Raw genomic sequence first — 25064 nt, forward strand, 5'->3', positions numbered from 1 at the left:
TCGCGAAGGCCTCAATGCTTCATCGCGGGCAACGGCTGTCAGGCAGTGGATCGCGCGCCTGCCCTTGCAATATCTCCGGCGCTCGCCAAGCCCTCCACCTTCCAGCACAGCTCCATGACCTTTGCCGCCTGCTTGTGCGGCAGGATTCCTTCAGCGAGATCCTTGAACTTGCGTTCGAGATCGGCATCGCTCATAGGCTTCTCGAGGCTGCCGATGGCGTGCTCGATCCGCTTCTTGAGCACGCGCCCGTCATTCAACTCGACGGACATCTCGACCTGTTCCGGCTTGATCGATTGATCGACAGTCGGAACGACTTTGCCGCGCAATTCGATCGTCTTCGCGTCGCGCACCGCCCCATCGCTGAACTGCTTCTCGCCGCCGGCGCCTTCGATAAAGGCGATGGCAACCGCATGGTAGACGCTGAATTTTCCTTCGAGCCCCTCCCTGGGGGTCTTCTTCCCGGTAAGCTCGAGCACCAGCGGATGAACCTTCACGTCAACCTGCTTGATCACATCCGGCGTCAGCTTGTTCTCATTCCTGAGTTGGATCGCCGCGTCGATCAGCGGATGCAGGACGATGCCGCAGGCAAACGGCTTGTAGGTGTTGAGCGCTGACTCGTAACGCTTGCCGAGCCCCTCGGTGATCTCGGCATAGTCCTGCTTGGTGCTGATGGCATTGGCCCAGCCGCGCTTGGCCTCGATCATGCCATCGGAGCTGGTGTAATTCTTTGACGCAAGGATAGCGGCAAAGATGCCGTTGCTGGCAGCACGGCCAGGATTGAAGCTCTTGTTCATCGAACCGAAGGACTCGCGCAGGCCGACAGGCTGCGAGGCCGCGAGCCCCAGCGCCCAGATCATCTGCTGTTCGTTGAGACCGAGCAGCTTGCCAGCGGCGGCGGCCGAGCCAAATACCCCGGCGGTGCCGGTGATGTGCCAGCCGACGTCATAGTGGTTCGGATAAACGGCATTGCCGATCCGGCATTCGGTCTCGATACCGAGCACCAGCGCATTGAGGAAATCCTTGCCGGACACCGGCTTCATTTCCGCAATCGCCAGAATCGCAGATGCGACTGGACCTGCCGGATGAATGATCGTCTTCAGATGGGTGTCGTCATAATCGAAGATGTGACTCGAGACACCATTGATGAAAGCGGCGTTCATGATGTCGAAGCGTTCGTTGCGCCCGAACAGCGAGGCCTTCGCCGGACCGGAGAATGGCGCCAGCGCCGACGCCGCGATGTCCACCGTCTGATGATGCGAACCGCCAATGGCGACACCGACCCAGTTCAACAGCGTCCGCACGCCTTCCTTACGGACACTTGCCGGAAGGTCATCGTATTTGGCGTTGACAATGTAGTGCGCGAGAATCTGCGTCACATGCGGCGGAGCAACCGATGCGACTTTCTTCGGCGCCTCACTGGCAGCTGGCTCCGCAGCCAACGCACCACGCCCCGCTGCAGCCAGCGCCGGGAGCGCAGCAGCTGCCTGCAAGACGGTCCTGCGATTGGTGTACGCCATGGGATTTCCTCCGAACTATCATTCTTCGCGCGATCGACGCGCCGCTTCGTCGGGCTGCGGCGATACGCCTATTACAATTCGATAGCAAGCTGTTCGAATTCAGGCGACCTTACGGATTTGCAATATATGCACGAGATAGCGCTATTATCCCGAATTTCTCATTTGTTTCATAAATTCACCCCCTCTAGTTTTGATGCGGTCTGTTTCCGTTGCACGTCATGCGCGCCCTGGATTCCAACAAATAACTTTAAGGGTGAAACGCTGCAGAGATTCATCATCCGGCCATGAGCGCTGCTCGCATTCCCGCAGAGACATATCGTTTCGACAGCCAACAAATTTGCAGGTGCCGCTCTACGGCGACACATGCACCGATGATTCACGTCTGGTGCATGCCGCAGCGCATGCAGACGTAAGGAGATTAAATGCACCGACGTGACGTTCTGGCCGCGATGGCATCACTTGGCCTCACAAATGTGATTGGAAGCCGAATAGCGCAGGCTGCCGACGAACCCGCAATCCCCGCCATTGCAGGCCCCGATCTCAATACAATTCCTCCAAAATTCCGCGCGCCCGCCGGAAGCGTCGATACGCATACACACATCTTTGGCCCTGCCGCGGTGTATCCGTTCTCGCCCAAGCGCCCCTACTCACCGCCTGACGCTCCGCTTGAGATGTTTCGCAAGCTGAATGAAGCGATCGGCGTCGAACGCGCCGTCATCGTCAATGCGACCGTCCATGGGTTTGACAACCGCGTGGTGATCGACGCGATCGCGCAGAGCGGCGGCAGGTACAGGGGCGTCGCCAATGTGAACAACAGCATGTCGGAAGCCGATCTCATGGCGCTCGACAAAGGCGGCATCCGCGCCTGCCGCTTCGCCTTCCTCAAACGACTTGGCGGCGTCGGCGACATGAAGGTCTTCCGTACGCTGGTCGACCGCGTCGCCGCCATCGGCTGGCATGTGGACATTTATCTCGAAGCCGGCACAGTCCGTGAGTTCGTGCCGATCCTGAAAGCGCTCCCGGTGACCTACGTGATCGATCACATGGGGACGATCAGTGCCGCCAAGGGCCTCGACGATCCCGAATTCAAGGCACTGCTCGATCTGCAGGTCAGCGACGATAAGTGCTGGATGAAAATTACAGGTCTCGAACGCGCCTCGGCTGGCGCAGCTCCGTTCCATGACTCCGTGCCGTTCGCGAAGCAGTTGATCGACAATGCGCCGGACCGCGTGTTGTGGGGCACCGACTGGCCGCATCCGAATGTCAAGATCATGCCCAATGACGGCACGCTCGTGGATCTGATCCCGCTTTACGCGCCGGATCCTGCGGTTCAACACAAACTGCTGGTGACCAACCCAGAGAAGCTGTTCAAGTTCGCGCCGGTGACGTAGTTGCTGCGGCCCATCTGGCGCCGAGATCTGCAGCCCTCATGGTGAGGAGCGCGCCTTTTGCACTCGTCTCGAACCATGGGCTCGTTGACACCAACGTTGCCGCCATCCTTCGAGACGCCGCACAAGAGCGCGGCTCCTCAGGATGAGGCCGTCGTTTGATCGGCGAGTTGGACCCCTAGAGCAGCTCCAGCACCACATCTGCCGGCCGGCACAATCGCGTGCCCTTCGGCGTCTCGACGATGGGTCGGTTCATCAGGATCGGATGCGCGATGATCGCGTCGATCAGTGCGTCATCGCCGAGCGTGGGATCAGCAAGCCCAAGCTCGCCATAGACACTCTCCTTCTCACGTAGCAGCGCCCGAACGCCTCCGCCCATGGCGCCGATGAGCGCGACCAGCCGGCCGCGATCCGGCGGCGTCTTGAGATAGTCGATCACCACCGGCTCAATCCCACTCTGTCGGATCATCGCGAGCGTATTGCGCGATGTCCCGCAGGAGGGATTGTGGAAGATGGTGACCGTCATAACGCGCGAGGTTACTCGATCACCCGGCCGAACTTGTTCGACTTGGGCAAACCGGTCGCAAGACGGCCGGCATCCGCACGGTTGCCGCGCCAGTCGGCCAGTTCCTTCCAGGTCAGACGATGCTCGCGGTCGGACGAGTCCTTCCAGGTCAGGCCTTCCTTGGCCACGAAAGTGGTGACATCCGACAGGCCTGCGCTGGTGTATTTTTGCAGCCGCACGCCGCGGCCACGCGCCATTTCGGGCACCTGGTCGAGCGGGAAGATCACCATCTTGTGGTTGGTCCCGATGACAGCGACCTGATCGCTGCCTTCGCCGACCACCGTCAGCGCCCGCGCCTCGTTCGGCATCTCGACATTCAGCACCTGCTTGCCCTTGCGGGTGGTGCCGACGCAGTCGTCCTCATTGACGAGGAAGCCCTGACCGTCATGGCTGGCAATCAGGAACTTGCGGCCGCCCTTGTGCACGAACATCGAGACGATGGCGGCATCGCCCTCCATGTCGATGAACAGGCGGATCGGCTCGCCATGGCCGCGACCGCCCGGCAGCTTCGAGACGTCGAGCGAGTAGAACCGGCCATTGGTGGCCAGCAGCATCAGCTTCGAAGTCGTCTCGGCAAAGAACGCCTTGTCGAGCTTGTCGTCGGTCTTGAAGGTCAGGTTGGAGAGATCCGCAACCTGGCCCTTCAGCGTGCGGACCCAGCCCTTCTCGGAAATCACGACCGTGACGGGCTCGCGCTCGACCAGCGACTCTTCGAGGGCTGCGAGATCGTGCTCCGGCGCATCGGCGAACACCGTGCGGCGTTTGCCGAGCGGCGTCTTCGGCCCGAAGATGTCGCGCACCTTGCGGACCTGCTCGCCGACCTTGGCCCACTGCTCGGTTTCGGACTTCAGGATCGCGTTGATGCCCTTGAGCTCCGCGCGGAGCTCCTTGTCTTCTTTCCTGATCTCGAACTCTTCGAGCTTGCGCAAGCTGCGCAGCCGCATGTTCAGGATCGACTCGGCCTGCAATTCGGTGAGGCTGAACGCCTTCATCAAAGCCGGCTTCGGCTCATCCTCGGTGCGGATGATCCGAATGACTTCATCGATATTGAGATAGGCGATCAGGTAACCGCCGAGCACTTCCAGCCGATGTTCGATCTGGTTCTTGCGGAAGTTGGAGCGGCGCAGCAGCACGTCGCGCAGATGGTCGAGCCATTCCCGCAGACATTCGGCAAGGCCGAGCACCTTGGGGATGCGCCCCTTCACCAGCACGTTGAGATTTAGCGGAATCTTGCTCTCAAGCTCGGTGAGCTTGAACAGCGACTCCATTACCAGGCCGGCATCGACATTGCGCGTCTTCGGCTCGATGACGACGCGGATGTCTTCGGCGGACTCGTCGCGGATGTCACCGATCAGCGGCAGCTTCTTGTCGTTGAGCAGCTCGGCGATCTTCTCGATCAGCCGCGACTTCTGCACCAACCATGGAATCTCGGTGACCACGACATTCCAGGCACCCCGGACGCCCTCTTCTACATGCCACTTGGCGCGGGTGCGGAACGAACCGCGCCCGGTCATATAGGCTTCGGCGATGCTTTCCTTGGAATCGACGATGATGCCGCCGGTCGGGAAGTCCGGACCTTTCACCCAGCGCATCAGCGATTTCGATTTGGCGTCGGGCTTGTCGATCAGATGCAGCGCGGCGTCGCAGAGTTCGGCGACGTTGTGCGGCGGGATCGAGGTGGCCATGCCGACCGCGATGCCCTGCGCGCCATTGGCCAACAGGTTCGGGAAACCGCCCGGCAGCACGGCCGGCTCCTTGGTCTGGCCGTCGTAATTCGGGCGCAGCTCGACCGCGTCTTCGTCGATGCCTTCGAGCAGCAGCCGCGCAACATCGGTCATGCGGGCTTCGGTATAACGATAGGCTGCCGCGCTATCGCCGTCGATATTGCCGAAATTGCCTTGGCCGTCGACCAGCGGGTAGCGCGACGAGAAATCCTGCGCGAGGCGCACCAGCGCGTCATAGATCGACTGGTCGCCATGCGGATGGAACGAGCCCATCACGTCGCCGACGATCTTGGCGGATTTCTTGAACGGCGTGCCCGGATCGAGCCGCAGCAGGCGCATGCCATAGAGGATGCGGCGGTGAACCGGCTTCAAGCCGTCCCGCGCATCCGGCAGCGCCCGGTGCATGATCGTTGACAGCGCATAAGCGAGATAGCGCTCCTCGAGCGCGTCCCGCAGCTGCACTTCGTGAATTTCAGCCGGCTCCGGCGGAATCAGTCTTTTTCCCATGGCGAGGGGTTAGCGCCTCCCGGCGAATCGGGCAAGAAATGAATCATGCGCCACCGATCAAGTTCCATCGCTATCGGGGCGCCCTCGCCCGGGGAGAGGCCGCCTACGTCATTTCGTCAGCCATGAGGCGATGGGATAGATGGCGATTCCAGGCTCAGCCTGGACGCCATCTTCCCGCGGCTATTTGGATTTCTGGATGGAGGTCACGACGATCTGACCATCGACGCGACCGGCATCGAACTTCACCTTGTCGCCCACCTTGACCGATTTCAGCATCGCCGGGTCTTTCACGCGAAAGACCATGGTCATGCCCTCGTCCATATCGAGGCTCTTGATCGGACCGTGCTTCAGAGTGATCTTGCCTGCCGCTTCATCGATCTTCTTTACTTCTCCGCGCACCGCAGCGTCCTGCGCGTAACCCGCGACGCAGAACATTGAGAGCGCAACAAACGCGACAAGCGCGACAGATCCATTGGTCTTCATAGTGCGGTCCTTGCTTGAGATTGAACTATTTGCATCGGCCTATTTCACGATGATCTTGCCGGTCATCCCCAATTCACGATGCGTCGGGATCATGCATGAATATTCGAACGTCCCTGCCTTCGAGAACTTCCACAGGATTTCCCCGGACTTCTTGGCGGCGAGACGCAAGCCGTTGGGCTCGTCATGCTCCATATCGGGATTTTTCTTCATCGCGTCGCCGTGCTTCAGATTCTCTGCCGTGGTCGCCAGCAGGAATTCATGTGCTTCTGTCCCCGCGTTACGGATGACGAAGCGAATCTGCTCGCCGCGCTTGACCTCAATGACCGCAGGCGAATAATCCATCTCGTTCATGCTGACGACGATCTCCCGCGCCGGCTTCTTGGAATCGCCGGGTTCGCCAGCCGAATATCCTCCATGCTTGTCATGAGCTGCAGCAGCAGCCGCGTAAGCCATCGCGGCCAACATGAAGCCGCAACCGATATATTTTCGAGTCTCGTTCATTTCAGTTTTCCGTGTTTGATTGTTGTCTGTGATGACGATGTGCAGTCCTGGCCCTACATTCCCTTCATTTTCATGCCCTTCTTCATGTCCATCGGCTTCGATCCCTGGCCTTTGATGGTTTTGTCCTTCACGCTCGTCTGTCGTGGCGCTTCGCTCTGCGGCGCCTCGATCTCATAGGCCACCGTACCCTTCGGGAAATCGTAAGGACCCGGATCGCGGTAATCGTCGCGCGCGAGTCCGTCCCGCACCTTCATGATGCTGAACATGCCGCCCATCTCGATCGGACCGAACTGACCTGATCCCGTCATCATCGGCAGAGTGTTGTCAGGCATCGGCATCTCCATCTCGCCCATGGCACCGCCGGTGGATCCCATCACCATCGCGTCCGGCGCCAGCTTGCCGACTGCCTTCGCCAGATCCTTTTTGGAGACTCCGATCAGGTTTCTGACGTCGTGACCCATCGCATTCATGGTGTGATGCGACTTGTGGCAGTGGAACGCCCAATCACCGGGATTGTCGGCGACAAAGTCGAATGCCCGGATCGCGCCTACCGGCACGTCAGTGGTGACTTCTGGCCATTGCGCGCTGTCAGGCACCCATCCGCCATCGGTACAACTGACCGCAAACTTGTGCCCATGCAGATGGATCGGATGGTTGGTCATCGTGAGATTGCCGACGCGTATCCGCACACGATCGCCGAGACGAACCGGCAACGGATCGATGCCGGGGAAGACGCGGCTGTTCCACGCCCACATATTGAAGTCAGTCATCTCGTTGACCTTCGGCAGATAGGTGCCGGGATCGATGAGATAGCTGCTCATGATGAAGACGAAATCGCGATCGACGGGCCGGAAGCTGTTGTCGCGAGGATGCACGACCATCATCCCCATCATGCCCATCGCCATCTGGACCATCTCGTCCGAATGCGGGTGATACATGAACGTGCCGCTGTGCTTCATCTCGAATTCGTAGACGAAGGTCTTGCCGGGCTTGATGTGCGGCTGGCTCAGCCCGCCGACGCCATCCATGCCACTTGGCAGGATTACACCGTGCCAATGCACAGTGGTGTGCTCCGGCAGTTTGTTGGTAACGAAGATGCGAACCTTGTCGCCTTCGACAGTTTCGATCGTCGGCCCCGGCGACTGGCCGTTGTAGCCCCACAGATAGGCTTTCATGCCGTCCGCAAATTCGCGCTCGACGGGCTCGGCGACCAGATGGAATTCCTTCCAGTCGCCATTCATACGCCACGGCAACGTCCAGCCGTTGAGCGTAACCACCGGATTGTAATCGGGTCCACTCGACGGATGCAGCGGCGGCTGCATCGTTACCTTGTCCATCATGGGCGCTTCGGGAATATTCGCCGCCTGCACGCGGCCGGTGACCGCAGCAGCGCTAGCGAGCGCTGTGGCGGTGCCGAGAAAACTTCGTCGGGACAGCATGGTTTTCTCCATTTCAGTGCCCTCCTCCGCTGGACGCCTGCACGGCCGTCGCGGATCTTGTTTCGGATGATGGTTCGCCGCGGCCGCCGCCATTGATCGCGGTCTGCAGTTCGGACTGCGCGAGCCAGAAATTGCGCTTGGCCTCGATGGCGGCGCGCAAAGCTGCGATACGTTGACGGGCCTCGGTCAGCAGCGCGAATACATCGACCTGCATGCTGCTGAAGCGCAATTGCATCTCCTCCGAGATGATCTTGCGGAGCGGCAGCACCTCGCGCTGGTAGTGACCGGCGATATCGTAGGTCGAGCGATAAACCCTGAAGGCATCGCGCGCTTCGGAGCGGATATTCACCGCTTTCTCGGTCAACAGGTTGAAGGCCTGGTTATAGGTCTCCGCCACCTGTCGAACGCGCACTTCACCACCGTCAAAGATCGGAATCTGGAATTGCACGTCGAAGCCGCGTTCGCGGAACGGCGCCCCCTCCGGATCCCGCGTCTTGCGGTCGATGCCTGCGACGTCGAGCAATGTCACGAACCGACTTGCTTCGGTGAGGTTCAGCGACTTGGCGAGGGCGGCGAGTTCAATGCGGGCGATCTGCAGGTCAATGCGGTGTGCAACGGCATCGACCTCGATGCGCGGCAACGACAGCGGCTGGCGCGGCAGTACTGGAAGTTTTTGCGGCAGCCTGATGCCGATGTCGGTGTCCCAGAGTCCGAGCAGACGGATCAAACGCTCGCGCGAACTCGTGGCCTCCTGGCGGAGCGTTGCGAGATCGGCGGTCGTCTCCGCGTAGAATACCTGTTCGCGGGCTTGATCGAGCTTGTTCAGCGACCCGGTCTCGCCCAGCTTCTGCGCGAGTTGCGCTGTAGCTTCCGCCGTTGACTTGGCGTCCGTCAGCAGGCCAACAAGTTCATTGGCAGCGATGGCGCGGTAGTAGGCGCGTCTGAGGTCAGCGGCCAGCCGCAGCGTCTCTTCCGCGGCGCGCAATTGCGCCTTCTGGAATCGCTGACGGGCGATCTCGGAGCGGAACGGCAGTGTCGCCAGCGCGAGAATATCGCCGACGACCTGTCGCTCGATTTCCAACGCGCCGTTGCCGGAAATGCGCGAGATCGAGAATGTCGGATTGGGCGGCAGGCTGTCGCCGACCAGGTCAGTCTCAGCCAGCGCCAGTTCGTTATAGGCGGCCTGCAGCCCGCGATTACTGAGCAGTGCGATCTGGACCGCGCTGTCGACTGTCAATGGCCGCCGCAGCAGGGCTTTGACGGTTGCATCGGCACGTTGTGCGTCATCCGTCGTCCGGATCGCAATCACGTCCTTGTTGATGGTCCCGCTTGCGACCCCGGCGACGACGCCCATACCGCCGTCAGGCGAGAACGATGCACATCCCGCCAGCAACAGCGCCAACAGCAGCGAAATGCTGGCTGCAGACCTTGAACCGAACTGGCGCGCGTGCGTGCGCGACTTGTGATGCTTATTGAACATGACGCGCCCCTACCGGCCAGATTTCGGCACAGGAGCGACACGGTCGTTCTGCTCGCGCCATGACGACGGGGCAACCGGCCGAAGGCTGCTGTAAGGAGCCACGGTGGAGCGATAGCCGACACCAGCGACCTTGGTGCCGGGATCTGCCGGGTCGGCGCCAGCCAACGGTGCGGTCACTGGCATGCAACCACCGAGCGCCATACTGGCAGCGGTCATCGCTGCGAGGATTCCAAATCTGATATCGAATAGCTTCCCGACCACCGAACAAACGGCGGTGAGCTTCGCCCCAAGCTGCGCAAGCATGTTATTTTCCTGAAATGACGATGGATCACAGGTGCGCGTGCCCTTAGCGGGCGCGGCACCGCGTCGATACGATCAGATCAGGAAATGGGAGGGCGGTAGAGCCGGGCGGGCGCACTGTCGGTGACCGCGCGATAGCCTTCGGTGACACAAAGGACCGTCGGCACCGAAGGGGTCACGATGTCAGTCAGCGGTGCCGGCAGCGCGGAGACACACATCAGGCCGCAGCATGGACCATTCGGTGAGTGCGGGACCTTGTGCGGACCCGAGGCATCGTCGATTGCCGTCAATGCATGGTCGCCGTCAGCATGTGCAGCAGATGAGTGCGCGACAGAATGATCGTGTGCGTGACCATCGCCATGCATGTGCGCCGACGCGCTGCTGTTAACATGAACCATGCCGGTCATATGACTTTCGCCGGTCAGGCACGGCGCGACCGGGTGCTGTCCCGGCAAGGCAAGGGAGATCGTCGGCGCCAGCACGCACAACAAATAAACCAGGGCGACGAACCACCCTGCTCTCAGCCGCTGCACTCTGGTCAGACGAACCAGCATCTGGATGCGATATCTTCCTATGAACCCGTCAACGCACGGAACATAGACGCGAATCCGGCATTCGCCAATGTCGAACTTGCCTCAGGACGATGAGATTCGCGCGAGGTGCCGCGTCACCGCGTTGATGAACCCTTCGCGGGCGTCGGAATGGCCCTGCCCGCGCGGTTCCAGCACGTTGCGGAGCAGAAAGCGCCCGGTCAGGTCGAAGCCGTCCTGCAGGTCGCGGTCGGAGATGCTGTTTTGGCCGTCTTCACTCTCGCGCAGGAATGACGGCAGCCGCATCAGCCGGTCGCGATACGGTTCACCCGCGGTCCGGGATACTGCATTGCCAGATTTGGGTGACACGTAAATCAGGTCAGAGGTCACGCCGGTGGCGGCGCAATTCTCCAGATCGAGGCCGAAGCCGAGTTCGGTCAACATCGCCAGCTCAAACCGGATCACATGGAGCGCGGCTTCGCCGACATCATCGAAGTCATCCAGGATGCGCTCCAGCGTCTCGTAGATGTCTTCATGCGGATCGCGCTCCGGCAGCAACCGCGCCAGCGAGGCGAGATGGGTGATGCCGTAGACCGCATGGGACGAACCCAGCAGCGCCGCGGCACGCATCAACGTGCCTTCCATCAGGTAATAGCCGAGCTGTTCGTCCAGCCGCGCACGCCATATCGCCTGCACGCTATTGCCGGGTTGCAGCAGCGGTCGCATCTTTGACCCCGCACCACCGCGCACCAGGCCGAGATGACGACCATGGCTACGCGTCAGCAATTCGACGATGGCACTGGATTCGCCATGCCGCCGCACGCCCAGGATGATGCCTTCATCGGTCCATTCCATGGGGGCAGTTTACAGGAATTCGGCAGCCGCCGCAGCAAATGCGATCAGGCCTTGAACCACGTTTTCGCATCGCCGGTGAAAGCGCAATACAGCCCGAGCCCGGTCAGGATGCATGACACGATCTCGATCGCACTGTCGAACTGCAGTCCGTACAGGCCAAGCACCTGAAACAGCGACAATACCGAGAACGCCAGCGACACAGTCAGAACCCAGCGCGGCCAGCCCTTGCGGCGATAGGCGGCGAGCCACACCAGCCAGACGAAGAACAACAGCATGCAAGCGGCGACCAGATTCGCCGCCATGATGGTGCTCTCGGACATCGCAAGGTCAGGCGTGCGGTCCTGGAACGCGATCGACAGCGCGTCGAGGATCAGCGACATGTAGAGCAGGACTTCGAAATAGAAGACGTTCTTCGGAAGGTTGGCGGGAGCGGTCATCGTGTCGGCTGCACTTCCATCATCGCTCCTCGATCACTCGTGAGGAAATTCGAGGCCCATTTCGCGATAACGATTGGGATCGTCGCCCCAGTTTTCCCGCACCTTCACGAACAGGAACAGATGCACGGGCGCGCCCACGATCTCGGTCAGCTCCCTGCGCGAGTCCGCACCGATCTGCTTGATCGTCGCGCCGCCCTTGCCGAGCACGATCTTGCGCTGGCTTTCGCGCTCGACGAAAATCGTCTGCTCGATCCGCACCGACTTGTCCTTGCGCTCAGTCCAACTATCGGTCTCCACCGTCGACTGGTACGGCAGTTCCTGATGCAACTGGCGAAAGATCTTCTCGCGGGTGATTTCCGCCGCGAGATGCCGCATCGGCGCATCCGACATCTGGTCTTCGGGATAATGATACGGGCCGGCGGGAACGTCGGCTGCCAACCTGCGGCGCAGGTCGTCGACGCCGTCACCGGTCATCGCCGAGATCATGAAGGTCTCTTCGAACTTCAGCCGCTCATTGGCCATCTGCGCCAGCTTCAGCAGCTTTTCCTTGGAGACGATATCGACCTTGTTGATGACGAGGATCTTCGGGTGATTGACGCTCGCAAGCTGCGCGAAGATCGCCTCGGCCTCTTCGTTGATGCCCGCTTTGGCATCGAGCAGCACGCAAACGACGTCGGCATCATGCGCACCGCTCCATGCCGTCTTGACCATCGCCCGGTCGAGGCGCCGCTTCGGCAGGAAGATGCCGGGCGTATCGACCAGAATGATCTGGGCGTGGTTCTCGATCACGATGCCGCGGATCAGTGCGCGGGTGGTCTGCACCTTGCGCGAGACGATGGTGACTTTGGAGCCGACCAGCGCATTGACCAGCGTCGACTTGCCGACATTGGGCGCACCGATCAGCGCGACAAAGCCGCAGCGGGTCTCGGTAGGTGTCCCTGCGGACTCATGGTCTGGTTCAGCATCGTTCACGACATCATCCTTCATTGCCGCCACTGCTGACGCCTTCACGCGCAATCATCGCCTGCGCCGCGGCCTTCTCGGCGGCGCGCTTGCTGCCGCCCTCGCCTTCGGCCGGCGCAAACCCCTTCACATCCACCTCGATCTTGAAATGTGGATCGTGGTGCGGACCGGAGCGTTCGACCTCCCGATAGGCCGGTGTCGGCAGACCGCGGCCCTGGGCCCATTCCTGCAGCACCGTCTTCGGATCGCGCAGCGGGCGCACTGGCTTGCGCATGCGCTCGGTCCAGTTGCGCTGCACGAAGCTTTCCGCAGCCGGATAGCCGCCATCGAGGAAGATCGCGCCGATCACGGCTTCGCAGATATCGCCGAGGACCGACTTGCGCAACCGCTGACCGGCGCCGGCGCCGACCGTGCCGAGCTTAATACCCTCGAGGAGACCCAACAGCCGTGCGACGTCGGCGCATGCTTCCTTGCGGACGAGGTCGGCGAGCCGCTTCGACAACTCGCCTTCATCCGCATTCGGGAAAGCGCGAAACAACATGTCGGAGACCACGAGGCCGAGTACGTGGTCGCCGAGAAACTCGAGACGCTGGTAGCTCTCGGTCCGGCTGCGCTGCGACTTCAGGGCCGACACATGGGTGAAGGCTGTCGCCAGCAGCAGAGGATCCTTGAAGCTGTGGCCGATGCGCGTTTCGATCTCGGCTGCGGCGACCTTCGCCGCTGCGCGTGCCTTCTTCTTCCGGGCAGCAGCCGTCTCCGGCGTAGCCTCGGTCGTCGAGCTAACTTCGTCGGTCTTCGGCGCGGTCTCGATGGGATTGTTGGAGTCGTCGGTCATCGCACGATAGAGAAAATTCGATTCCAGCGTACGGCGGTCGGCCAGCGCCAGATCTGCCAAGCATGTTCGCCTTCGGCGATCGAGAAGAAGATCATTTGCGCGCGACCGACGAGATTCTCGAACGGCACATAGCCGACGGCCGACAGCACCCGGCTGTCCGTCGAATTGTCGCGGTTGTCGCCCATCATGAAGAAATTGCCAGGCGGCACGGTGTAGACATTGGTGTTGTCGTAGAAACCGTTGTCGACGCAATCGAGCGTCTCATAGGTGACGTTATTGGGCAGCGTTTCCTTCCAGCGCTTGACGCGCGCCGTTGCGTCGGAACCGCACGGATCTTCGCCGACGAAGTCGCTCATACGCTCGCGCTGCACGGGCTTCTCGTTGATGTAGAGTAGCCCCTCTTTCATCTGGACGCGGTCACCGGGCAGACCGATCACGCGCTTGATGTAGTCGGTGGAGTCGTCCTTCGGCAGACGGAACACCACGACGTCACCACGCGACGGCTCGGAACCGAAGACGCGGCCGGAGAAGATATTCGGCGACAGCGGGATCGAATAGTGGCTGTAGCCGTAGGAATATTTCGAGACGAACAGGTAATCGCCGACCAGAAGCGTGGCCTTCATCGAGCCCGACGGGATATTGAAGGGCTGGAATAGGAAGGTCCGGATCACCAGCGCGATCAGCAGTGCGTTGATGACAACACGGATGGTCTCGCCGACGCCGCTTTCAGTCTTGGTCCCGGATGTCACACTCATCGCTTTCCCGATTCCCGCAGCGTCGCCGCGCGGCTGGTAGCGCATTTTGGGGCAAGGCGGCGTCGCGCCTCGCACGAAAAATGCATTAGATTCATATAATTACGGCAAAGTCCTGCAAATGCCATGAGCGGCGTCAGCGAGAATTGGCGTCGGTTCGGTGTCCTCGCAGGTTTAAACGGTTGTTGGTAACGGTGCAATGAACCGCCCCGAAAAGCCGCTATTTCCCGCCAGTTTGACGTGCCGGCTTGTGATCGCACCGCTTCAGGTGCGGCTCCCGGCCAGCCCTCAGGGCTTGGGCGACGGGACGGCCGAAATTATGACGAAAGCCTGCGCCAGGGGCCAATCGTCCGTGATCGACAGATCGATCTGGGCCTCGTGGCCGGGCGGTATCAGGGCCTGCAGGCGTTCCAGCGCGCCGCCGGTGAGCTTCATGGAGGGTTTGCCACCCGGCAGATTGACGACGCCCATATCCCGCCACCAGACGCCCTGACGGATGCCGGTGCCCAGCGCCTTGGACATGGCCTCCTTGGCAGCGAAACGCTTGGCATAGGTCGCGACCACCATCCTCTCGCTCTTCGCGCGGCGCTGCGCCCTCGCCCGCTCGGCCTCGGTGAAGATGCGATCGAGGAAGCGATCGCCATGGCGTTCGATCACCTTGGCAACGCGCGTAATGTCGATCAGATCGGAACCGATGCCGATGATCATGAGGCGCTCTTGGACTGCATCCGCCCGCGATCCATCGCGGCGCGCATCAGGCGCACCGTATCGGACAGACCGATGAACAGTGCCTCGCCGATCATATAGTAGCCGATGTTCAGCTCCATGATTTCGGGCAGCGCCGAAATCGTCTCGGCGGTCGCATAGTCGAGGCCATGGCCGGCATGCACTTCCAGGCCTGCGGACTTCGCCAGCCTGGCGCCGGCGGCAATGCGCTGCCACTCGTTGGCGGCCTTGGCCGTATCGCCATCGGTGATGGCATCGCACCAGGCGCCCGTGTGGAGTTCGATCACGGGGGCCTTCAGTTTGGCAGCCATTTCGATCTGCTTGGGATCAGCCGCAATGAACAGCGACACCCGAACGCCTGCCTCTGTGAAGCGTGCGATCGACGGCTCCAGCGATTCACGCTGGCCGACCACGTCGAGGCCGCCCTCGGTGGTCAATTCTTCGCGCCGCTCCGGCACCAGACAGACCGCATGTGGCTTCACCGACAGCGCAATCCGCACCATGTCCGGCGTCGCCGCCATTTCGAAATTCAGCGGCTTGGAGATCTCCGCTTTCAATCGCTCCATATCGGCGTCGCGGATGTGGCGACGATCCTCACGCAAATGCGCCGTGATGCCGTCGGCACCAGCCGAAATAGCTTCCAGCGCAGCGCGGACCGGATCCGGGTGCTTGCCGCCCCGCGCGTTGCGCAGGGTCGCGACGTGATCGATGTTGACGCCGAGGCGCAGCGAGGATGATGACATGACGGAATTCCAGAAGACCTTAAGGGAAGACGCTACCCATTGACCCGCTCGACCTTGGCGACAACAGCCTTGGCGCGCAACTGATTGATGATCGCGCTGAGATGCTTGAGGTCATAGACACCAAGATCGATGGTCTGTTCGGTGAAATCGGGCGAGCGTCGATGCATGCTGATATTGTCGATATTGCCGTCATGGTCGGCAATCACCTGGGCGATCTGCGCCAAACTGCCGGGCTCGTTGACATTCTGCAAAAAGAGTCTGGCCGGGAAACGCTGCGGCGAGGATTCATCGATATCCCAGCGCACGTCGACCCAGCGCTCCGGCTCTTCCTCAAAATCCTTCAGCGCCGGTGACTGGATCGGATAGATCGTGATGCCCTCGCCCGGCGTAACGATGCCGACGATGCGGTCGCCTGGCACGGCGCCACCGTTCGGAGCGAATTTAATTGGCAGATCGGAATCGACGCCACCGATCGAGATGATCGAGGTGAAGCGTGCCGCGCCATCCGGCGTTCTGACCTTGTCCGCCGTCGACTTCTTGTTGTTGGCCGAAAAGCGGCCGATGCGCTCTTCCTTGTAGTCGGGATACATCGCACGCGCGACGTCCGCGGCGCGCAATTCGCCGCGGCCGACCGAGGCCATCACATCGTCGATAGACGTGCGCGCCAGACGCGGCAGCGCGCCCTTCAACTGGTCGTCCGAATATTCCATCTTGGCGCGCACGAACAGGCGCTCGACGATCCGGCGGCCGAGGCTGGCATATTGATCACGGACCGCTGTTCGCGTCGCACGGCGAATGGCGGCGCGCGCTTTGCCAGTGACCGCCAGGCCTTCCCACGCGGATGGCGGCGCCTGCTGTGCGGCCGAAGTCAGCACCTCGACTTCGTCGCCATTCTGCAATTCGGACGACAGCGGCGCGAATTTGCCGTTGATCTTGCAACCGACCGCACTGTTGCCAACGTCGGTATGCACGGCATAGGCGAAGTCGACGACATTGGCGTTGCGCGGCAGCGCGATCAGCTTGCCCTTCGGCGTGAAGCAGAACACCTGGTCGTGGAACAGTTCGAGCTTGGTATGCTCCAGGAATTCTTCCGGATTGGTGCTCTCCGAGAGAATGCCGATGGTATGGCGCAGCCACGAGAACGCGTTGGATTCGCGCTTGAGCATTTCGGTCGGCGAACCGATGCCATCCTTGTAGAACGCATGCGCCGCGATGCCGTATTCGGCGATGCTGTTCATGTCCTCGGTGCGGATTTGCAGTTCGACGCGCTGGTTGCCGGGGCCGATCACCGTGGTGTGGATCGAGCGATAATCGTTCTGCTTCGGCGTCGAGATGTAGTCCTTGAAGCGGCCCGGCACGACGGGCCAGGTCGTGTGCACCACGCCGAGTGCGCGGTAGCACGCCTCCATATCCTGCAGCACGACGCGGAAGCCGTAAATGTCCGACAGCTGCTCGAAGCCGACCGACTTGCGCTTCATCTTGGTCCAGATCGAAAACGGCTTCTTGCGCCGGCCAGTGACCCGCGCCGTGATGCCGTTCTTCTCCAGCTTCGTAGAGAGATGGCTCTCGATCATGTCGATGAGGTTGCGATTGCGCTCGGTCAACGAGTCCAAGCGCTGCATCACCACCAGATAGGCGTCGGGATCGAGCACCTTGAACGACAGTTCCTCAAGCTCCTCGCGCATCGCCTGCATACCCATACGGCCGGCGAGCGGCGCATAGATGTCGAGGGTCTCCTCGGCGATGCGACGGCGCGAGGCTGGCGGCATGAACTCCATCGTCCGCATATTGTGCAGACGGTCGGCGAGCTTGATCAGCAGGACCCGGACGTCGTCGGCGATCGCCAGCAGCAGCTTGCGCAGGTTCTCGGCCTGTTTGGCTTCGCGCGACACCAGTTCAAGCCGCTTCAGCTTGGTCAGCCCCTCGACCAGCGCGCCGATTTCGGCGCCGAACAGCTTGTCGATTTCGGTCCGGGTGGCCTCGGTGTCCTCGATCGTGTCGTGCAGCAGCGCCGCCACGATGGTGGCGTCGTCGAGCTTGAGGTCGGTGAGGATCGCCGCCACTTCCAGCGGATGGGAGAAATACGGGTCGCCGGAGGCCCGTGTCTGCTCGCCATGGGCGACCATGGCATAGACATAGGCGCGGTTGAGCAGATCCTCATCGGTGTTCGGGTTATAGGCCCGGACGCGGTCCACCAGATCGTATTGCCGCATCATCCGGACACGGGACGTCCGCGGCACCTTGGCCGGAATTGGCGTCTCTGCAGACAGCGCTTCAGGCGAAACTGGCGAGACCGCGGCGACCGTGTCGTTCGCAGCCTGCATCTGCCGTTTATTACGGCGCGAAGTCGCCATCCTAGCCTCGTTCGATCCGGTCAGCAGCGACCTGGATTCTTCATCTCAAGTTTGCCCCGAAACGGACTGCAAAAGCAAAGGCCCGGAAGCATGTCCGGGCCTTTGTGATGACTGATAATCAAAACGGTTAAGCAAAAAACCGTGTGTATCGCTTTACTCGTCTTCTTCGGGCTGCTCTTCCGGCGGAGCGAGGCCCTCGAGACCCTTGAGGAGCTCTTCTTCGGTCATGCGCTCGACGGCCACTTCGGTATCGTCGGCATCGACGCTGGCGCCAGCGGAACCGATCAGCGGAATCGTATCCGGCTCCGGCTCGTCGACTTCCACGAACTTCTGCAGCGAATGGACCAGTTCCTCACGTAGATCTTCCGGGGAAATGGTCTGATCAGCGATTTCGCGCAGCGAAACAACGGGATTCTTGTCGTTGTCGCGATCAATCGTAAGTTGTGAACCGGACGAAATCATTCGTGCCCGGTGTGCTGCCAGCAACACCAGGTCGAACCGGTTGTCGACCTTATCGATGCAATCTTCGACGGTTACGCGCGCCATAAAATGTCGCTCCGTTTGTTGTGGGACCGAATATGATGATTAAGTCCCGTAGGTATAGGGGCTTTGCGGCATTCGCAAGGACCAATTTGGAATTGCGTCCTTCTTGGCTTGGTTTTCTGCCGCACTATGGTACCCTCGAAAAGACCGCAGAAGCGGTGGCACCATCTGGCCAGAAGCGGATATCTCGACACCAAAAGGCTTCATTGCAAGGGAAGATGGATCGGCATATTCGGGCAGTTCCAGACCAGCTGATTGCGTGGCGTCAATAAAGCCGATCCGACGAAGAGCGGACGACAAATGTGATTCAAATGCGCAACGACGAAGTCGCGCCAAAAACGCTAACAACAACAAACCACATGAGAAAACTTGATGTCCCTCACATCTAACAAGATCGCACTCTTCATCGACGGCGCCAACCTGTACGCCACCGCCAAGACCCTCGGTTTCGATATCGACTACAAGCGCCTCCTCAAGGAATTTCAGAGCCGCGGGACCCTCGTCCGGGCCTTCTATTACACCGCCATTATCGAGGATCAGGAATACTCGTCGATTCGCCCGCTGATCGATTGGCTCGATTACAACGGGTATACGGTGGTGACCAAGGCCACCAAGGAATTCATCGATGCGTCCGGCCGACGCAAGGTGAAGGGGAATATGGACATCGAGCTCGCCGTCGATGCCATGGAACTGGCCGAACATGTCGACCAGATCGTGCTTTTCTCGGGCGATGGCGACTTCCGCTCCCTGGTCGAAGCCGTGCAGCGTCGCGGCGTCCGCGTCACCGTGGTGTCCACCATCTCGAGCCAGCCACCAATGATCGCCGACGAGTTGCGCCGGCAGGCAGACGTGTTTACCGATCTCATGGAACTGCAGAGCAAGCTTGGCCGCGATCCGGCAGAGCGCCCTGCTCCGCGCGAGCCGCGTCATCAGACGCCGCAATTCCTGCAGCGCGCGACCACCATGGCGCCACGAGGCGATGAAGATTTCGAAGACTAAGACGCAACTCAGCAGACAACAGCCGGCGGTGGTCGCATCCGCGATTTCCGCCGGTACTCCCATCGACCCCGGGCGCGATTGTCCCCTCTGCCCACGTCTTGTCGAGTACCGTATGGCGGTGCGCGAGAAGGATCCTGGTGGCTATAACGGCCCTGTGCCGTCCTTCGGCACCTCGGACGCAGCACTGCTGATCGTGGGCCTCGCTCCCGGCGTGCAGGGCGCCAATCGTACCGGACGTCCCTTTACCGGCGACTATGCTGGCGACCTGCTCTACGAGACTTTGCTGGATTTCGGCTTTGCCTCCGGCACCTATGAAGCACGTCCTGATGACGGGCTAATGCTGCAGGATTGCCGGATCACCAATGCCGTGCGCTGCGTGCCACCACAGAACAAGCCCCTGCCCGTCGAGATCACCACCTGCCGGCCGTTTCTGATTGCCACGATGGACACCATGCCGCGATTGCGCGCCATCGTGCTGCTGGGCCGCGTCGCCCACGACACGATGCTGAGGACGCTCGGCATTCGCGCCGTGACAGCGCCTTTTGCGCACGGTGCCGTTCACGATGTCGGCCGCTTCAAGCTCTACGACAGCTATCACTGCTCGCGCTACAACACGAATACGCGCGTGCTGACGCCCGAGATGTTCCGTGCGGTGTTTGCGCGGGTGAAGGCGGATCTGGCGCAGTAAGTCAGCGAACCGTTCGCGACACAAAGTCGATGAAGGCGCGCACCTTCGCCGGCGGATGATGCCGCGAAGGATATAGCACGTAGAGCGGAAAGGTCTCGTCGGCCCAATCCGGAAACAGATTGACCAGGCTGCCTTTCGCGAGCTGGTCCTTCACGGCAATGGCAAGCACCTGGCAAATCCCGGTCCCCGCCAGGCACTCGGTCAGCATGGTCCCCGCATCGCTCAACACCAGCCGGCTTGAGATCCTGACAGGAAGGACCTTGCCCTTGCGATGAAACTCCCAGTCGTAGGGGCGACCGGTCTGCGGATCGCGGAAATCGATGCACTGGTGCTTCAACAAATCCAGCGGCGCCTGCGGTCGGCCATGGCGTTTCAGATAGCGCGGTGACGCAACGGTCAGCACCTGAATATCCGCAAGCTTGCGCGAGATAAGGGATGCGCCAAGTGGCTCGCCGAACCGCACGGCCACATCAACGCCATCCGCCACCAGATCGCCGACGTGTTCGCGGGTGATCGTCTCCAGTGCCAATTCAGGATATGTCGCGAGAAAACCGCCGAGATGCCCGGCCAGCACCAGGCGTGAGAAGAATGGATCGATATTGACCCGGAGCCGACCTCGCACCCGAGCCGAAGCGCCGGAGGCATCGACTGCCGCCTCCTCGATCTCCTCCAGCGACGGCCGCACCCGCTCGTAAAACCTGCGCCCCTCATCGGTGAGCGCAATCGAACGCGTCGTGCGGTCCAGCAGTCTTACGCCGAGCCGGGCCTCCAGCCGCGCGATCGCGTGACTGACGCCGGATGCCGACATACCCAGCGCCTCTGCCGCCCGCGAGAAGCCCCCACTTGCGATCACAGCATCCAGCACGGTCACGCCGGTCAAAAGTCGTCCGTCCATCGCAACATCATTCCTGATATTCAGTCAGCAATGATGTGACCTGTTCTCGTTTCAGTCAAATATCGAAAAATGGGACAACACCGGCATTCCCACCCATTCGGAGAGCCACCATGTTCGCCATCACAGGAGCCACCGGCAAAGTCGGCGGCGCTGTCGCCCGCACGCTGCTTGCCGCCGATCAATCCATCCGCGTCGTCGTTCGAGATCTCAGCAAAAGCGAAACGTGGGCAGCACGTGGCGCGGATATCGCCCTCGCCAACACCCGCGATGCCTCGGCGCTGACAAAAGCTTTCTCGGATGTCGACGGCGCGTTCGCGATGCTGCCGCCGACATTTGACCCGAGCCCCGGTTTTACCGAGGGCCGCGCGATGATCGAAGCCCTCCACACCGCACTCCGCGTGGCGCAGCCGCCGAAACTGGTTGTGCTTTCAACTATTGGAGCGGATGCGCCGCAGCCGAACCTACTCAACCAGCTCGGACTGCTGGAACACGCACTCGCCGACTTGCCGATGCCCGTGACCTTCCTGCGCGCGGCATGGTTCATGGAGAACGCGGCGTGGGATGTCACACCTGCACGCACGGATGGCGTCATTTCGAGCTATCTCCAGCCGCTGGATAAAACCTTCCCGATGGTCTCCGTGGAAGACGTCGGCCGCACAGCAGCAGAGCTCTTGCTCGAAAGCTGGGTGGGCCATCGCGTGATCGATCTCGAAGGCCCCCGCCGCGTGTCGCCGAACGATATCGCCAAGGCGTTCACGAACGCGCTCGGCGGTCCCGTCAAAACTCGCATCGTTGCGCGCGATGGCTGGGACAGACTATTTCGCGAGCAAGGCATGACGAATCCGACACCGCGAATGCAGATGCTCGATGGCTTCAACGAAGGCTGGATCGACTTCCCCAAACGCGAGGCGGAATCGCGCAAGGGCACGATCACAATCGATCAAGCGATCAAAGCGCTCGTTGTCGAGACACCCGTCAAAGCAGGCTCGTCCTAGCCTGGGCTAGACCGGGTTCGCCTTCAGCCATTCCAGAACATCGCCTGCGTTCCGGTCCGGCGGAAACACCGGATAGAACACATGGGTGATCTTGCCGTCGTCGATGATCATGGCCATGCGCTTGATCATCGTGAGATCGGCAACGTCCATAGTCGGCAGGCTGAGTGCGTCGCTCAGCTCAAGCTGCTCGTCGGACAGTACCGGAAACGGCAGATGCAGCCGTCCAGCCATTTCGGTCTGATATGCGTTGCTCTGCGTCGACAGGCCAAACACATGCTTGGCGCCAGCGGCCTTCAGCTCCGCGAACAGATCGCGGAAGGAACAGGTCTGCGGCGTGCAGCCACGCGCGCCGGGGATCATGTCCCAGTCATCGACCAGCCCGATTTTACCGGGCTCGCCTGTGCGCGGATAGCCAAACACCACGGTGCGGCCGGTGAGTTCGGACAGCGTAACCGCCGTATCGTTCGTGGCGCGCAGGCTGACCGGAGGGATCGTCATGCCGGTCAGATGATTGGCGGCGCCGTCGTCTTTCGGTGCCGGGATCTTGCTCCAGTCGACTTCGAGCAGGTTACCTTGCGTCATCTCATCCTCTTGTTTGAAAGAATGGGCGACGCCCAGCCTTATCCCCGCGCGCGCAACAGACGGCCCTTCTCGCGGCCCCAGTCACGGTCCTTCTCGCTCGCACGCTTGTCGTGGAGCTGCTTGCCCTTTGCCAGCGCAAGCTGCAGCTTAACCCGGCCGCGTTCGTTGAAGTACATCTTCAACGGCACAAGGGTCATGCCCTGACGTTCTACCGCACCCATCAGCTTGTTGATCTGCTTGCGATGCAGCAGCAGCTTGCGCGGCCGCTTCGGCTCGTGGTTGAAGCGGTTGGCCTGCAGATATTCAGGGATGTTGCAGTTGATCAGCCAGATCTCGCCGTCCTTCGGATCGGCATAGGATTCCGCAATGGTGCTCTTGCCGTTACGGATCGACTTCACCTCGGTCCCGGTCAAGGCGATGCCTGCCTCGACTGTATCCTCGACGGCATAGTTGAACCGCGCCTTGCGGTTCTCGGCGATCACCTTGATCGGGCGTTCGTTCTTTTCGGCCATCGTTCAATACTTTCAGCGTGCCGACCGAATATAGGTGCCCCGAATGCCCGACCCAAGCCTTGGGCTCAGGCCTTCTTGAGCAGGTCGCGGATCTCGGTCAGCAGTTCTTCTTCACGGGTCGGCTTCGGCGGTTCAACCGGCTTGGCGGCATCGTTGCGCTTAAGCTGGTTCATGAAGCGGATCACCAAGAACAGGACAAAGGCGACAATGATGAAGTTCAGCGTCAGGGTCAGAAAGCTGCCCCAGGCCAGTACGGCGCCCTGCTTCTTGGCGTCGGCCAGATTGGTTGCCGTAACGGATTTCGAGAGACCCATGAAGTAATTCGAGAAATCGAGACCGCCGGTGATCGCGCCGATGATCGGCATGATGACGTCGGCCACCATCGACGAGACGATGGCACCGAAGGCCGCGCCGATGATCACGCCGACGGCGAGATCGACCACATTGCCCTTCATCGCGAAATCACGAAATTCCTTCAGCATCTGCAATTCCTTTTTGTTTTCAACGAACGACAAGTACGCGCTTACAAATAGGGAGAGATGACGCAGCCAAAATCACTCAACATCCGGTTGATGCAGATGCCTAGTTGATGAGGCCGGCGAAGACCATGGCGTCGCGGATCACCTTGCCGGTCGGCGGCGTCACCGTCATCAGCGGCAGACGTACCTCTTCCTTGATGCGGCCCAGCAAAGCGAGGCCGTGCTTGGCGCCGGCAAGGCCCGGCTCCTTGAAGATCGTGTCATGCAGCGGCGTCAGGCGATCCTGGACCTTGAGTGCCCCGGCATAGTCGCCCTTGAGCACCAGCGACATCAGTTCGGCACACAGCTTCGGCGCAACATTCGCCGTCACCGAAATGCAGCCATGGCCACCCGCCGCCATATAGGCCAGCGCGGTCATGTCTTCGCCGGACATCTGGATGAAATCCGGTCCCATCGCGTGACGCTGCTTGGACACACGCGCGAGATCGGCAGTGGCATCCTTCACGCCGGCAATGTTCTTCAGCTCATATAGGCGCGCCATGGTGTCGACGGACATATCGACCACCGACCGCGGCGGAATATTGTAGATGATGATCGGAATGCCGATCGCATCGTTCACCGCCTTGAAGTGCTGATACATGCCCTCTTGCGTGGGCTTGTTGTAATACGGCGTCACCACCAGCACCGCATCCGCACCGGCCTTCTCGGCGTGCATCGCCAGTGCCACCGCTTCCTTGGTGGAGTTGGACCCGGCGCCAGCGATCACCGGCACGCGGCCCTTGGCTTCGTCGATGCACCATTCGACGACCTTGTAATGCTCTTCATGGCTCAGCGTCGGGCTCTCGCCCGTGGTGCCAACCGGAACGAGGCCGTTGCTGCCCTCGGCCATCTGCCAGCTGACGAGCGCACGAAAGCCTGCCTCGTCCAGCGCGCCATCTTTGAACGGCGTGACCAGCGCGGTGTAAGACCCCCGGAAATTCGTCTTGGTGGCTGCCATGGTCTGCTCCGAACGCGATGCGGCTTTAGCCGTCTGCTTGAACCGATTGATTGAACAGCAAGTCTTACCGAGTCTGTGGCTGCGGCGAAAGACCGCCCGAAGCGGTTTCAGCGCAGTTTACCGGCTGTTTGGCCGTGATTTCGCCGCCGTGGCCGGGCAGAGAGGAGCAAGCGGTTACAGAAATTGACGATTTGGTCACCGTTTCAATCAAATACATCATGGGAATGCGTGCGATTGTCTGATTCGCCGCGAGGGAACGCCGTGAAGCACCTGCT

Annotated in this window: 27 protein-coding genes; 4 read left to right on the top strand and 23 right to left on the bottom strand. The window is 60.9% G+C overall.

The window, feature by feature from the left end:
• Positions 1-38 precede the first annotated feature (38 nt).
• Positions 39-1517: an MmgE/PrpD family protein gene (locus AB7828_RS08555; RefSeq protein WP_441229926.1), complete on the bottom strand. Its 1479-nt coding sequence runs from the start codon at positions 1515-1517 to the stop codon at positions 39-41.
• A gap of 422 nt (positions 1518-1939) precedes the next feature.
• Here AB7828_RS08555 and AB7828_RS08560 point away from each other — a divergent pair, with 422 nt between their 5' ends.
• On the top strand, positions 1940-2908 hold the full coding sequence (locus AB7828_RS08560; protein WP_441229927.1) for an amidohydrolase family protein: 969 nt from the start codon (positions 1940-1942) through the stop codon (positions 2906-2908).
• Positions 2909-3083: 175 nt separating this feature from the next.
• Here AB7828_RS08560 and arsC read toward each other — a convergent pair whose 3' ends face one another.
• The 17 genes from arsC to rpoZ form a co-directional block, all read right to left on the bottom strand.
• On the bottom strand, positions 3084-3431 hold the full coding sequence (gene arsC / locus AB7828_RS08565; RefSeq protein WP_441229928.1) for an arsenate reductase (glutaredoxin): 348 nt from the start codon (positions 3429-3431) through the stop codon (positions 3084-3086).
• 11 nt (positions 3432-3442) lie between these two features.
• Complete coding sequence (gene parC / locus AB7828_RS08570) at positions 3443-5701, bottom strand: DNA topoisomerase IV subunit A (protein ID WP_175368502.1); 2259 nt, start codon at positions 5699-5701, stop codon at positions 3443-3445.
• A gap of 180 nt (positions 5702-5881) precedes the next feature.
• Positions 5882-6136: a copper-binding protein gene (locus tag AB7828_RS08575; protein ID WP_244528470.1), complete on the bottom strand. Its 255-nt coding sequence runs from the start codon at positions 6134-6136 to the stop codon at positions 5882-5884.
• Positions 6137-6223: 87 nt separating this feature from the next.
• Positions 6224-6685 (bottom strand): cupredoxin domain-containing protein, encoded by a 462-nt coding sequence (locus tag AB7828_RS08580; protein ID WP_441229929.1) that lies wholly within the window; start codon positions 6683-6685, stop codon positions 6224-6226.
• A 53-nt stretch (positions 6686-6738) separates the two neighbouring features.
• Positions 6739-8124, bottom strand: coding sequence for a multicopper oxidase family protein (locus tag AB7828_RS08585; protein ID WP_441229930.1), 1386 nt, complete (start codon positions 8122-8124; stop codon positions 6739-6741).
• A 13-nt stretch (positions 8125-8137) separates the two neighbouring features.
• Positions 8138-9604, bottom strand: coding sequence for a TolC family protein (locus tag AB7828_RS08590; protein WP_441229931.1), 1467 nt, complete (start codon positions 9602-9604; stop codon positions 8138-8140).
• A 9-nt stretch (positions 9605-9613) separates the two neighbouring features.
• Positions 9614-9907 carry a hypothetical protein gene (locus AB7828_RS08595; protein ID WP_441229932.1) on the bottom strand — a complete coding sequence of 98 codons (294 nt, stop codon included), beginning with the start codon at positions 9905-9907 and terminating at the stop codon, positions 9614-9616.
• A gap of 77 nt (positions 9908-9984) precedes the next feature.
• Complete coding sequence (locus tag AB7828_RS08600) at positions 9985-10458, bottom strand: hypothetical protein (RefSeq protein ID WP_441229933.1); 474 nt, start codon at positions 10456-10458, stop codon at positions 9985-9987.
• Between the two features lie 81 nt (positions 10459-10539).
• Positions 10540-11289, bottom strand: a complete 750-nt coding sequence (gene recO, locus AB7828_RS08605) for a DNA repair protein RecO (RefSeq protein ID WP_441229934.1) — start codon at positions 11287-11289, stop codon at positions 10540-10542.
• A 44-nt stretch (positions 11290-11333) separates the two neighbouring features.
• Positions 11334-11726, bottom strand: a complete 393-nt coding sequence (locus AB7828_RS08610; protein ID WP_175368496.1) for a hypothetical protein — start codon at positions 11724-11726, stop codon at positions 11334-11336.
• 33 nt (positions 11727-11759) lie between these two features.
• Positions 11760-12713, bottom strand: a complete 954-nt coding sequence (era, locus tag AB7828_RS08615) for a GTPase Era (RefSeq protein ID WP_175368495.1) — start codon at positions 12711-12713, stop codon at positions 11760-11762.
• Complete coding sequence (gene rnc, locus AB7828_RS08620) at positions 12703-13524, bottom strand: ribonuclease III (RefSeq protein ID WP_089263817.1); 822 nt, start codon at positions 13522-13524, stop codon at positions 12703-12705. The genes era and rnc overlap by 11 nt, the downstream gene beginning before the upstream one ends.
• Positions 13521-14279, bottom strand: coding sequence for a signal peptidase I (gene lepB, locus AB7828_RS08625; protein ID WP_089264616.1), 759 nt, complete (start codon positions 14277-14279; stop codon positions 13521-13523). Before lepB ends, rnc begins: the two co-directional genes overlap by 4 nt.
• 285 nt (positions 14280-14564) lie before the next feature.
• A complete protein-coding gene (acpS, locus tag AB7828_RS08630; RefSeq protein WP_093761400.1) occupies positions 14565-14984 on the bottom strand; it encodes a holo-ACP synthase in 420 nt (139 codons plus the stop codon).
• Complete coding sequence (locus AB7828_RS08635; RefSeq protein ID WP_441229935.1) at positions 14981-15745, bottom strand: pyridoxine 5'-phosphate synthase; 765 nt, start codon at positions 15743-15745, stop codon at positions 14981-14983. The genes acpS and AB7828_RS08635 overlap by 4 nt, the downstream gene beginning before the upstream one ends.
• Positions 15746-15777: 32 nt before the next feature.
• Positions 15778-18099: a RelA/SpoT family protein gene (locus tag AB7828_RS08640; RefSeq protein ID WP_093761398.1), complete on the bottom strand. Its 2322-nt coding sequence runs from the start codon at positions 18097-18099 to the stop codon at positions 15778-15780.
• Positions 18100-18252: 153 nt separating this feature from the next.
• A complete protein-coding gene (gene rpoZ, locus AB7828_RS08645; RefSeq protein ID WP_068732476.1) occupies positions 18253-18645 on the bottom strand; it encodes a DNA-directed RNA polymerase subunit omega in 393 nt (130 codons plus the stop codon).
• A gap of 369 nt (positions 18646-19014) precedes the next feature.
• Between rpoZ and AB7828_RS08650 the strand changes: the two genes are divergently transcribed.
• Both AB7828_RS08650 and AB7828_RS08655 read left to right on the top strand, forming a co-directional pair.
• The gene (locus AB7828_RS08650) at positions 19015-19641 is read left to right on the top strand and encodes a LabA-like NYN domain-containing protein (RefSeq protein WP_068732474.1); all 627 of its coding nucleotides are present in this window, start codon (positions 19015-19017) and stop codon (positions 19639-19641) included.
• Positions 19622-20329: a uracil-DNA glycosylase gene (locus AB7828_RS08655; RefSeq protein ID WP_093761396.1), complete on the top strand. Its 708-nt coding sequence runs from the start codon at positions 19622-19624 to the stop codon at positions 20327-20329. Before AB7828_RS08650 ends, AB7828_RS08655 begins: the two co-directional genes overlap by 20 nt.
• 1 nt (position 20330) lies before the next feature.
• On the opposite strand, the gene AB7828_RS08660 is transcribed toward AB7828_RS08655, so the two are convergent.
• Complete coding sequence (locus AB7828_RS08660; protein WP_441229936.1) at positions 20331-21224, bottom strand: LysR family transcriptional regulator; 894 nt, start codon at positions 21222-21224, stop codon at positions 20331-20333.
• 110 nt (positions 21225-21334) lie between these two features.
• Between AB7828_RS08660 and AB7828_RS08665 the strand changes: the two genes are divergently transcribed.
• Complete coding sequence (locus AB7828_RS08665; protein WP_441229937.1) at positions 21335-22219, top strand: NmrA family NAD(P)-binding protein; 885 nt, start codon at positions 21335-21337, stop codon at positions 22217-22219.
• Between the two features lie 6 nt (positions 22220-22225).
• Here AB7828_RS08665 and AB7828_RS08670 read toward each other — a convergent pair whose 3' ends face one another.
• From AB7828_RS08670 to dapA, 4 genes are all read right to left on the bottom strand, one after another.
• A complete protein-coding gene (locus AB7828_RS08670; protein WP_441229938.1) occupies positions 22226-22801 on the bottom strand; it encodes a peroxiredoxin in 576 nt (191 codons plus the stop codon).
• Positions 22802-22839: 38 nt separating this feature from the next.
• Positions 22840-23313 carry an SsrA-binding protein SmpB gene (smpB, locus tag AB7828_RS08675; RefSeq protein WP_068732465.1) on the bottom strand — a complete coding sequence of 158 codons (474 nt, stop codon included), beginning with the start codon at positions 23311-23313 and terminating at the stop codon, positions 22840-22842.
• A gap of 65 nt (positions 23314-23378) precedes the next feature.
• Positions 23379-23795 (bottom strand): large conductance mechanosensitive channel protein MscL, encoded by a 417-nt coding sequence (mscL, locus tag AB7828_RS08680; RefSeq protein ID WP_441229939.1) that lies wholly within the window; start codon positions 23793-23795, stop codon positions 23379-23381.
• A 100-nt stretch (positions 23796-23895) separates the two neighbouring features.
• Complete coding sequence (dapA, locus tag AB7828_RS08685) at positions 23896-24789, bottom strand: 4-hydroxy-tetrahydrodipicolinate synthase (protein WP_441229940.1); 894 nt, start codon at positions 24787-24789, stop codon at positions 23896-23898.
• Positions 24790-25064 lie beyond the last annotated feature (275 nt).

The sequence above is a fragment of the Tardiphaga sp. 215_C5_N2_1 genome (assembly GCF_052076055.1).
GTDB classification, from domain to species: Bacteria; Pseudomonadota; Alphaproteobacteria; order Rhizobiales; family Xanthobacteraceae; genus Tardiphaga; species Tardiphaga robiniae.

Excerpts from the sequence above, each read along its gene's own strand:
- AB7828_RS08555 (WP_441229926.1), bottom strand. The coding sequence starts at position 1,517 with ATGGCGTACACCAATCGCAGGACCGTCTTGCAGGCAGCTGCTGCGCTC.
- AB7828_RS08560 (WP_441229927.1), top strand. The coding sequence starts at position 1,940 with ATGCACCGACGTGACGTTCTGGCCGCGATGGCATCACTTGGCCTCACA.
- arsC (WP_441229928.1), bottom strand. The coding sequence starts at position 3,431 with ATGACGGTCACCATCTTCCACAATCCCTCCTGCGGGACATCGCGCAAT.
- parC (WP_175368502.1), bottom strand. The coding sequence starts at position 5,701 with ATGGGAAAAAGACTGATTCCGCCGGAGCCGGCTGAAATTCACGAAGTG.
- AB7828_RS08575 (WP_244528470.1), bottom strand. The coding sequence starts at position 6,136 with ATGTTCTGCGTCGCGGGTTACGCGCAGGACGCTGCGGTGCGCGGAGAA.
- AB7828_RS08580 (WP_441229929.1), bottom strand. The coding sequence starts at position 6,685 with ATGAACGAGACTCGAAAATATATCGGTTGCGGCTTCATGTTGGCCGCG.
- AB7828_RS08585 (WP_441229930.1), bottom strand. The coding sequence starts at position 8,124 with ATGCTGTCCCGACGAAGTTTTCTCGGCACCGCCACAGCGCTCGCTAGC.
- AB7828_RS08590 (WP_441229931.1), bottom strand. The coding sequence starts at position 9,604 with ATGTTCAATAAGCATCACAAGTCGCGCACGCACGCGCGCCAGTTCGGT.
- AB7828_RS08595 (WP_441229932.1), bottom strand. The coding sequence starts at position 9,907 with ATGCTTGCGCAGCTTGGGGCGAAGCTCACCGCCGTTTGTTCGGTGGTC.
- AB7828_RS08600 (WP_441229933.1), bottom strand. The coding sequence starts at position 10,458 with ATGCTGGTTCGTCTGACCAGAGTGCAGCGGCTGAGAGCAGGGTGGTTC.
- recO (WP_441229934.1), bottom strand. The coding sequence starts at position 11,289 with ATGGAATGGACCGATGAAGGCATCATCCTGGGCGTGCGGCGGCATGGC.
- AB7828_RS08610 (WP_175368496.1), bottom strand. The coding sequence starts at position 11,726 with ATGACCGCTCCCGCCAACCTTCCGAAGAACGTCTTCTATTTCGAAGTC.
- era (WP_175368495.1), bottom strand. The coding sequence starts at position 12,713 with ATGAAGGATGATGTCGTGAACGATGCTGAACCAGACCATGAGTCCGCA.
- rnc (WP_089263817.1), bottom strand. The coding sequence starts at position 13,524 with ATGACCGACGACTCCAACAATCCCATCGAGACCGCGCCGAAGACCGAC.
- lepB (WP_089264616.1), bottom strand. The coding sequence starts at position 14,279 with ATGAGTGTGACATCCGGGACCAAGACTGAAAGCGGCGTCGGCGAGACC.
- acpS (WP_093761400.1), bottom strand. The coding sequence starts at position 14,984 with ATGATCATCGGCATCGGTTCCGATCTGATCGACATTACGCGCGTTGCC.
- AB7828_RS08635 (WP_441229935.1), bottom strand. The coding sequence starts at position 15,745 with ATGTCATCATCCTCGCTGCGCCTCGGCGTCAACATCGATCACGTCGCG.
- AB7828_RS08640 (WP_093761398.1), bottom strand. The coding sequence starts at position 18,099 with ATGGCGACTTCGCGCCGTAATAAACGGCAGATGCAGGCTGCGAACGAC.
- rpoZ (WP_068732476.1), bottom strand. The coding sequence starts at position 18,645 with ATGGCGCGCGTAACCGTCGAAGATTGCATCGATAAGGTCGACAACCGG.
- AB7828_RS08650 (WP_068732474.1), top strand. The coding sequence starts at position 19,015 with ATGTCCCTCACATCTAACAAGATCGCACTCTTCATCGACGGCGCCAAC.
- AB7828_RS08655 (WP_093761396.1), top strand. The coding sequence starts at position 19,622 with ATGAAGATTTCGAAGACTAAGACGCAACTCAGCAGACAACAGCCGGCG.
- AB7828_RS08660 (WP_441229936.1), bottom strand. The coding sequence starts at position 21,224 with ATGGACGGACGACTTTTGACCGGCGTGACCGTGCTGGATGCTGTGATC.
- AB7828_RS08665 (WP_441229937.1), top strand. The coding sequence starts at position 21,335 with ATGTTCGCCATCACAGGAGCCACCGGCAAAGTCGGCGGCGCTGTCGCC.
- AB7828_RS08670 (WP_441229938.1), bottom strand. The coding sequence starts at position 22,801 with ATGACGCAAGGTAACCTGCTCGAAGTCGACTGGAGCAAGATCCCGGCA.
- smpB (WP_068732465.1), bottom strand. The coding sequence starts at position 23,313 with ATGGCCGAAAAGAACGAACGCCCGATCAAGGTGATCGCCGAGAACCGC.
- mscL (WP_441229939.1), bottom strand. The coding sequence starts at position 23,795 with ATGCTGAAGGAATTTCGTGATTTCGCGATGAAGGGCAATGTGGTCGAT.
- dapA (WP_441229940.1), bottom strand. The coding sequence starts at position 24,789 with ATGGCAGCCACCAAGACGAATTTCCGGGGGTCTTACACCGCGCTGGTC.